Genomic DNA, 5,210 nt, shown 5'->3' with positions numbered 1-5,210 from the left:
AGTTAATACGACTATATAAAAAGTTAAAAAAAGAAGGATTAATAGATGCTCACAAATGGCACATAGTCAGTAAATTTATATAGTTTGGCTGGGTTTTGTGAGTATTTATTCGAGTATTTAGCGGAACCTTCCGCATCTCTGACTTCTTCAATAATCCCTTTTCTATTTATGGTAGACACCAAGCGTCTGCTAAAGTTAGAGCGATCTACTTTAAAATCAGGTACGACCGTCTCAATGACCTGAAGCAGCTCAGATAAGGTAAACTCATCGGATAGAAATTCTTTCGCAATATTAGTCTGAACCATAATCTCTTGGATTTTTTGCAGAGCATCCTTCAAGATTTCGTTGTGATCAAACGCCAAATTCATGGACATTGCTTCCTCAACCGTGAACAAACGTGCATCTACAGCATCGTCATCAGCCTTAAATCCAGTCAATGCCTGCTCATTAACAAGGGCATAATAGGCAACGGTTGGAATCCATCCACCAGGATCACGGCCTGGAGTATAGTAGGCTTTTAGCTGTTTAATATGTACCTTCTCATTTAAGATATGTGTTTCCTCACGCAGCTCACGTTCAGCACATTGATCAAGCGTTTCGTGTTCATTGAGAAAACCACCTGGAAAAGCCCAATATCCTGGAAAGCGATCGCTTTGTGGATCACGCTGAATCAGCAATATTTTTAGCTTACGATCGGGAAGGGATTTGTGCTTGGTATCTTTTCTAGGCTCCGATGTAATCGTAAATATACAAATGTCGGTAGGTAAGCCATCAGGAGATCGATAGACTGGCTTTTCCTTTGGAGGAATTTGCAAAGTAAGAAGCTCCTTTCTACGTGTTCTTGAGGTTATTTTATATAGTTATTTTTATATTGTCAATACGACTATATGAAATTCAGGATTTTTTACATACATTCTTGGCTTATGAGAAAAGAGCTGTATTTAATCTTGTATGCAGCTAACGCTATATCTAAATTCTTGTAAAAAATGTAGGGAAGAGGAAAGGTTAATCAGTCTTTTTAAGGAGTTGGAATGGAAGAGAAAGTTTGATTAATAATATAAATGGATAAATGCACAAATTCGTTCCATTTTGGTATATACTCCGTGTTCAGCTTGAATTTATCTTATAGGAAAGGGAATTTCAATGAAAATTAAACTAACAAGTATATTTGTCAACGACCAGGATAGAGCTCTTTCGTTTTATACAGAGGTTTTAGGCTTTGTGAAAAAAAGCGACTTTCCAGTAGGAGATTTTAAATGGATAACGGTTGTTTCCCCTGAAGGCCCGGAAGATATTGAATTGCTTTTGGAACCACTGGGGCATCCTGCTGCGAAAACATTTCAAAAGGAGATGTTTGAGGCAGGAATTCCTCTAATGACGTTTGCTGTTGACGATATTCACAAAGAGTATGAAAGACTGCTAAGACTGGGTGTAGTGTTTAAGATTAAGCCTGTAGATATAAAAGAGACATCTATTGCTGTGTTTCATGATACATGCGGTAATCTTATCCAACTTTTTCAGGGATGATACACAAGCACTACACAAAATTTTTCCCGTTACTAAGAAGACCAAACTGTAGCTTATTATGCAACAAAATACAAAGGTATTGACAAGAAGTCAGAAAAGTATCCGTTCCCATGTGTGGATACTTGTGTTATACTACAGGCAATTGCATAACCACCTTCAGGGCAGGGTGAAATTCCCGACCGGCGGTAATGACGATTATGTCTGAGCCCGCGACTCGCAAACCGTTTTTGCGACTGACTTGGTGAAAATCCAAGGCCGACGGTATAGTCCGGATGGGAGAAGGTACAAGGCTTATCACATTTTTCAATGAGGATACATTACTTAGATTGTGGTGGCCATCGCAGACTGTTTTTTCATAAATGAGAAGACGGTTTATTTAGATATATTCAAATATGTCAGTCTAGGCATGATCTATTTGCGGTGGCGTAACTCTTTGTGTATCCGTTTTTTGAAAAATCCGATGGTAGGCTGTATTTCTCTATGCCCTTTTACTGAAAAGGGCATTTTTTTATTGTAAAAAATAGGTTATGAAAGTAACCAAGGTGCGTTTGCAAGAGTAAAAGCAAGATACACAGAACGGAAAAAATGCAGAAAGGAGGAACGCTTATGAATGAGCTTCAAGAATGGAAGAGGAGAGAATGTGAGAATCAAGCGCTGTTGGATCAAGCTTTTATGAAGATAGCAATCCAATTGGCAGAAGGAGCGAGTCATCAGACATCTCCTAATCCTACAGTGGGTGCTGTTATTGTGAAAAATGGGAGCATTGTTGGTCTAGGAGCCCATCTGCGAGCAGGTGAGTCTCACGCTGAAATTCATGCCTTACGAATGGCTGGGGAAAAGGCAGCGGGGGCGACTGTATACGTAACCTTGGAGCCATGCAGTCATTATGGGAAAACACCACCCTGCGTACAAGCGCTGCTAGATGCAGGAGTGGCACGGGTTGTCATTGCCATAGAAGATCCTAATCCACTGGTGGCAGGTAAAGGTTTAGCAACTTTAAAAAATGCTGGTATAGATGTGCAGGTCGGTGTATTAGAAAAGGAAGCCCGAGAATGCAATGAATCGTTTTTTCATTATATTCATACGAAAAGGCCGTTTGTTACGTTGAAGACAGCCAGTACATTAGATGGAAAGCTGGCTACAGGAACCGGCGATAGCAAATGGATAACGAGTGAATTTGCACGCAGGGAAGTTCATGCGGAACGGGCTAAGTCTGACGCAATTTTAGTGGGCATAAACACGGTGATAAAAGATGATCCCTTACTAACAGCCCGGTTGTATGAAAATGGAAGGCAGCCGATACGAGTCGTTCTTGATCAAACTCTTCGTATTCCAAAGACAGCTACGATTCTCAAAGATACTACATCGCCAGTTTGGATTTTTACCACAAGAAGAGCTTCTCAACAAAAAGCAGATGTCCTGCGCGCAAAAGGAATTCGAATCACCGTGCAACAAGAGGATCAAATAACGATACCATTTGTCCTCCAAACCTTGGGAGAGGCAGAAATTGTTTCGGTACTTGTAGAAGGTGGCAGCAAGATAAGCGGGGAGTTTTTAGAGGCACAAGCGATTCAAAAGGTAATAGCCTATGTCGCTTTTACACTTGTGGGTGGAGTGGATTCCCCGGTCGCCTACGGAGGAAATGGTATTCCTTTGATGAAAGATGCGATTCGACTCAGAGATGTAGCAGTAGAGAAGGTGAGTGAGCAGGAAGTAAAGATAACGGGTTACCCACTTTGGACGGATCATAGCAATTCATAAGGAGTGAGGACGATCATGTTCACGGGGATTATTGAGGAAGTAGGTACGATCACTGGATTTTTAACTAGTCAAAAGGCTGGCAGCCTGCATATAAAAGCCGGGTTGGTTGTAGAGGGAAGTAAAATAGGTGATTCCATTGCAGTAAATGGAGTTTGTTTAACGGTTACCGAGTTTACCGCCAATGGCTTTGTAGTTGATGTTATGCCAGAGACGCTGAAGAGAACGAATCTGGATGAACTCCGTAATGGTGAGCTAGTAAATTTGGAGCGGGCAATGTCTATTGGCGACAGATTAGGTGGCCATCTGGTATCAGGGCATGTTGACGGTAAAGGAAGAATTTTATCGAAAAGGCAAAATGAAAATGCCATACTATTTGAAATAGAAGCGGGAGCAGATATCCAGCGTTATCTCATTCCCCAAGGCTCTATTACAGTAGATGGAATAAGCTTAACAGTGGTTGCCATCAAAGCCAACTCCTTTTCCGTCTCGGTCATTCCTCATACAGCAGCAGTTACTACGCTCGGAAAGAAACAGGCGGGGGACTGCGTAAATCTTGAAAATGATGTGATTGGTAAATATGTGGAACGGCTACTAGCTTCTCAAGGAAATGTACTCCATTCTTTGCATTCTGCTCGCAACAAGCAACATTCTGTAACAGAAAGCTTTTTACGTGACAATGGGTTTGTCTAATGCCAATGGCTAGGAGGGGATCTACATGCTTCACACGATAGAAGAGGCGCTAGAGGAATTGCGTCAGGGAAAGCCCATTATTGTGGTCGATGACGAGAATCGGGAAAATGAAGGAGATTTTCTATGCATGGCGGAGAAGGCAACACCTGAGATGATTAATTTCATGGTTACCCATGGAAGAGGGCTGGTTTGCGTTTCGATCGAGGATAAAAGAGCTCGTGAGCTACAGTTAAGACAGATGGTGGAAAATAATACGGATCATCATGGAACAGCTTTTACAGTGTCCATTGATGAAAGGGACACGCATACTGGGATATCGGCGCATGAGCGTTCACAAACGATCATGGCGATGCTTGACCCGCAAGCAGAAGCTGATCGCTTCCGGCGCCCTGGACATATTTTTCCATTGGTCGCCAAGGAGGGCGGAGTATTAAAGAGGGCAGGACATACAGAAGCGGCGGTAGATCTGGCAAGGCTTGCTGGTGGTTATCCTGCTGGGGTGATTTGCGAAATCATGCAAGAGGATGGAAGCATGGCACGTTTACCTGCTCTTTTAGAAATAGCGAAGCGTTTGAATGTAAAAATTGTTTCGATCGAACAACTGATTCATTATCGTATGCAAAGCGAATCACTGGTGAAGAAGGAGGCGGAGACCATTCTGCCTACAGAATACGGAGATTTTCGCATTTTTGCCTACTCGAATACGTTGGATGGAAAGGAACATGTAGCTCTTGTTAAGGGAGATATTCGCCCTGATCAGCCTGTTTTAGTGCGTGTACATTCTGAATGCTTAACAGGCGATATATTTGGTTCTCTTCGTTGCGATTGCGGACCACAATTGCATGCTGCCTTGCAACAAATCGACGAGGTAGGGGCCGGAATTCTGCTCTATATGAGACAGGAAGGGCGCGGAATTGGCTTAATAAACAAATTAAAAGCATATCAGCTACAGGAAGAAGGCTTAGATACTGTTGAGGCCAATGAACGGTTAGGCTTCCCCGCTGATTTACGTGAATATGGAATTGGTGCACAAATATTGCGTGATCTGGGGGCCAAGAAATTGCGTCTTTTAACCAATAATCCTAGAAAAATCGTGGCACTCAATGGATATGGTCTAAAAGTAGCAGAACGAGTACCGCTTCAAATGAAAAGTCATCAGCATAATTACAATTACCTGCATACCAAGCAACAGAAACTAGGTCATATGCTAACTATATTATAATGAAGAAATG

General features: G+C 42.1%; 5 protein-coding genes and 1 riboswitch. Of the genes, 4 read left to right on the top strand and 1 reads right to left on the bottom strand.

Annotated elements, in window-relative coordinates:
- Positions 1-38 precede the first annotated feature (38 nt).
- Positions 39-815, bottom strand: coding sequence for an NUDIX hydrolase (locus tag AYJ08_RS00915; protein WP_064016219.1), 777 nt, complete (start codon positions 813-815; stop codon positions 39-41).
- Positions 816-1,143: 328 nt separating this feature from the next.
- Here AYJ08_RS00915 and AYJ08_RS00910 point away from each other — a divergent pair, with 328 nt between their 5' ends.
- From AYJ08_RS00910 to AYJ08_RS00895, 4 genes are all read left to right on the top strand, one after another.
- Positions 1,144-1,527 (top strand): VOC family protein, encoded by a 384-nt coding sequence (locus AYJ08_RS00910; protein ID WP_064016218.1) that lies wholly within the window; start codon positions 1,144-1,146, stop codon positions 1,525-1,527.
- Between the two features lie 148 nt (positions 1,528-1,675).
- A riboswitch (FMN riboswitch) is annotated at positions 1,676-1,815 on the top strand.
- Positions 1,816-2,133: 318 nt separating this feature from the next.
- A complete protein-coding gene (gene ribD, locus AYJ08_RS00905) occupies positions 2,134-3,288 on the top strand; it encodes a bifunctional diaminohydroxyphosphoribosylaminopyrimidine deaminase/5-amino-6-(5-phosphoribosylamino)uracil reductase RibD (protein ID WP_064016217.1) in 1,155 nt (384 codons plus the stop codon).
- A 15-nt stretch (positions 3,289-3,303) separates the two neighbouring features.
- Positions 3,304-3,978, top strand: a complete 675-nt coding sequence (locus AYJ08_RS00900; RefSeq protein ID WP_064016216.1) for a riboflavin synthase — start codon at positions 3,304-3,306, stop codon at positions 3,976-3,978.
- Between the two features lie 25 nt (positions 3,979-4,003).
- Positions 4,004-5,200 carry a bifunctional 3,4-dihydroxy-2-butanone-4-phosphate synthase/GTP cyclohydrolase II gene (locus AYJ08_RS00895; protein WP_064016215.1) on the top strand — a complete coding sequence of 399 codons (1,197 nt, stop codon included), beginning with the start codon at positions 4,004-4,006 and terminating at the stop codon, positions 5,198-5,200.
- Positions 5,201-5,210: the final 10 nt, after the last annotated feature.

The sequence above is a fragment of the Brevibacillus sp. SKDU10 genome (genome assembly GCF_001645205.1).
Taxonomy (GTDB): domain Bacteria; phylum Bacillota; class Bacilli; order Brevibacillales; family Brevibacillaceae; genus Brevibacillus_B; species Brevibacillus_B halotolerans.
Note: the sequence above shows the minus strand (reverse complement) of the source record. Positions and strands in the feature narration are given on the sequence as shown.